Here is a 2,974-nt window from a genome sequence, read left to right as displayed (position 1 = left end):
ACATACTCCTCAAACAGCATACGGAGGATTGCCAATTCGGCAGGCGTTGTGACGTCGTTAATCGTAACCATGGTCGGATTCGGTAAAAAGTGAAACAGTACAATGTCGGAAATATAGGGTGGATGTGGTTCGGAACCGAGTGGAGCCATCGGTTACCGGTAAAAAGCTCAGAAAAAAACCTCATCGGAGCGATGAGGTTTCCATGGTGAGGGAGCCGGGATTCGAACCCGGGACCCACGGCTTAAAAGGCCGGTGCTCTACCTGGCTGAGCTACTCCCCCATGGGATTAACGGTTGACCGAAAGTGCATCAGTAAGATACGATTTGTTTTCCCGCAACGTAGCGTCCACACCGGAAAAGGCTGTGTGATATTGAGGATTGGGAAATGAACCACAAACTTAGCGCCAACAGAGTTTCAATATCGTATATTGACATAGGAAAAGCAAGCACATTTTGCTACTTGACATTGAATGATAACTCTCGTATATTAATGCGTCTGTAACACCGCGAGCTTTGCTACGCATTGAGTACAGACCGGAATCACCCCCTGACGCGGGTGTTGGAAGAACCGACCGTAACCTTACCGTTTTGGAAGGACGGCGGATCAAGAAAGGAAATACCATGAAGAAGGCATTATTTGTGATCATGGTCGTAGCCATTGCCATGTTAGTTGGCTGCGCGACCCCAGAGCAAAAAGCACAGAAATTGTTCGACCAAGGCAAGTACGCGGAAATCTTAGCACAATATGCGAATCTTCCGATTGCTGCTCAAGCCAAGGACAAGTTGGCCGAAGGCCTCTTTAACGAAGGCAAATTTGAAGAAGTATTGAGCACCTATCCGGAATCCCCGTTTGCCTCGCAAGCGAAGAACAAGCTCGCCGAAAAATTGTTCAACGAAGGCAAGTATGACGACGTGATTGCCCAATACGGTGACACCCCGTTTGCAATGCAAGCGAAGGACATGAAGGCAAAGGCTGACTTCGACGTAGCGACCAAGGAAAAGAAGAAGGATGTCCAGAAGAAAATGTTGGAAGACATCGTAGCCAAGTACGCAGGTACCCCGACTGCAGCCAACGCTCAGCAAATGCTTGACGATATGAACAAGAAGGGCGCGAAGAAAGCTGCACCAGCAGGCACCAAGAAAGCCCCGGCAAGCAAGATGGGCAAGAAGTAATTCTTCTTTTTTAAACACCACTTTGACCCCCGGCGAACTGCCGGGGGTTTTTGTTTATTCCTGTTTTGAATTCGCTTGAAAGGATCGATACACAAGAGCATCCTATAACCGTAAACAACGCTCTCATACATTCAAGATTGAAGTAAGCAAACACCGCCTTGCAAGTTCATACCGTGAGTGGATTTTCTTTCCTATCGATAAATGATATGGATAGAAACGGCTGATAATGTCGGCAAAATCTGCCCATACTCTTAACTTTCGATTCTTTCATACCCTGTAAACTTCACTATCTACTTTAACTATTACCTTTGGCACTCCCTTTGCTACTTATCCCCACGGATGACTCTCGTGAGAGAGTTACAACGTAAACACTATAGTTAGTGGAATGCTTTATGAACCACACAGAAGAAACGCTTTCAGTGGTTGGACTCGGGAAACTTGGACTCTGTATGGCGGGCTGTCTCGCTGAGGTCGGGTATCCGGTGATTGGTATCGACGTAAACCCAAGTTTAATTACGTCGATTAACAACGGGGAAGTCCCTTACGTCGAGACTGATCTGGATCGCGTTCTAAAGAATGCTCGTGGAAAGTTGCGGGCAACCCTCGATTATGCCGACGCCATTCAAAACTCCGACACCACCTTCATTGTAGTTGCAACACCAACACAATCAGACGGCACCTATGGTAATGAACAGCTGGAAGCATCGCTAATCGCCATTGCCGAGCAATTGAAAACGAAATCGAAGAAACATCGCATTGTTGTGAGTTGCACGGTGATGCCGGGAACCCTGAACAATTCAATGGTACCCTTGGTGGAACGAGTTTCAGGAAAGAAACTCGGAATCGGATTCTCGCTCGCTTATAACCCCGAATTCATTGCGATGGGGGATGTAATCCGGATTTTTACCCATCCCGATTTTGTGTTGGTTGGTGAATCGGAACCGGAGATCGGACAAAAACTCGAAGAGATATATAAAGTACTTTGTCCTAACGACCCACCGATCTCCCGTATGAGTCTTATTAATGCTGAGTTAGCGAAAATTTCGCTCAATTGTTACGTCACAACCAAAATCACCTATGCAAATATGCTCGCTGAGCTCTGCGAAAAGCTTCCCGGCGGGGACGTCGATGTCATCACGAAAGCCATCGGACAAGATTTGCGAATCGGTGGTAAAGTATTGCGCGGAGGGTTAGGATTCGGCGGACCATGCTTCCCCCGCGATAACCGCGCATTTGTACGTCTCGCTGCCGACTTTGGCATGAATGCAAATCTTGCGAAAACCACCCATGAGACGAATCGTTGGCAAGAGCAACGCATTGTCGAATGGATTCGTAGCGATTTGCCGGTTGGTTCGACTATCGCAATTCTTGGCGCAGCTTACAAACCTCGCACCCCACTTGTTGAAGAATCGCAGGCGATGAATCTGGCGCGGTTGCTCGCTCAAATCGGTTATGTCATCCGATTGCAGGATCCCCTGGCGATTGCCAATGCAAAACTTGAGTTGGGCGCATCGGTTGAATACTACGAGCAAATCGAAGCCGCGCTTCAAAATGCTGATGCTGCGATTGTAACGATTCTTGGTGAAGAATATGGTCGCATCACAGCAGAGACCTTTCTGAATGCCATGAACAAGAACGGCATTGTATATGATCTTTGGCGGCAGTATCGCGGCCAGAACTTTGGCTCGTTGCGCTATCGTGCAGTCGGTCTCGGTTGATTCGTTTTCGTTCTCATTCGTCGGACAATCTTGTCCGAAACATTTAGGTTAGACGCACTTGTCTGACATTCGGTAGGTTAGACT

At 47.7% G+C, this 2,974-nt stretch carries 2 protein-coding genes and 1 tRNA gene; 2 read left to right on the top strand and 1 reads right to left on the bottom strand.

All coding sequences use genetic code 11. From position 1 onward, the window contains the following. Positions 1-203: 203 nt before the first annotated feature. A tRNA-Lys gene (locus OEM52_14705) sits at positions 204-280 on the bottom strand. Between the two features lie 340 nt (positions 281-620). On the opposite strand from OEM52_14705, the gene OEM52_14700 reads away from it, so the two are divergent. Both OEM52_14700 and OEM52_14695 read left to right on the top strand, forming a co-directional pair. After that, positions 621-1,172, top strand: coding sequence for a hypothetical protein (locus OEM52_14700; protein ID MDK9701384.1), 552 nt, complete (start codon positions 621-623; stop codon positions 1,170-1,172). A 392-nt stretch (positions 1,173-1,564) separates the two neighbouring features. Then, positions 1,565-2,890: a nucleotide sugar dehydrogenase gene (locus tag OEM52_14695; protein ID MDK9701383.1), complete on the top strand. Its 1,326-nt coding sequence runs from the start codon at positions 1,565-1,567 to the stop codon at positions 2,888-2,890. Positions 2,891-2,974 lie beyond the last annotated feature (84 nt).

The sequence above is a fragment of the bacterium genome (genome assembly GCA_030247525.1).
In the GTDB taxonomy this organism is placed as follows: Bacteria; Electryoneota; JAOADG01; order JAOADG01; family JAOADG01; genus JAOTSC01.
Note: the sequence above shows the minus strand (reverse complement) of the source record. Positions and strands in the feature narration are given on the sequence as shown.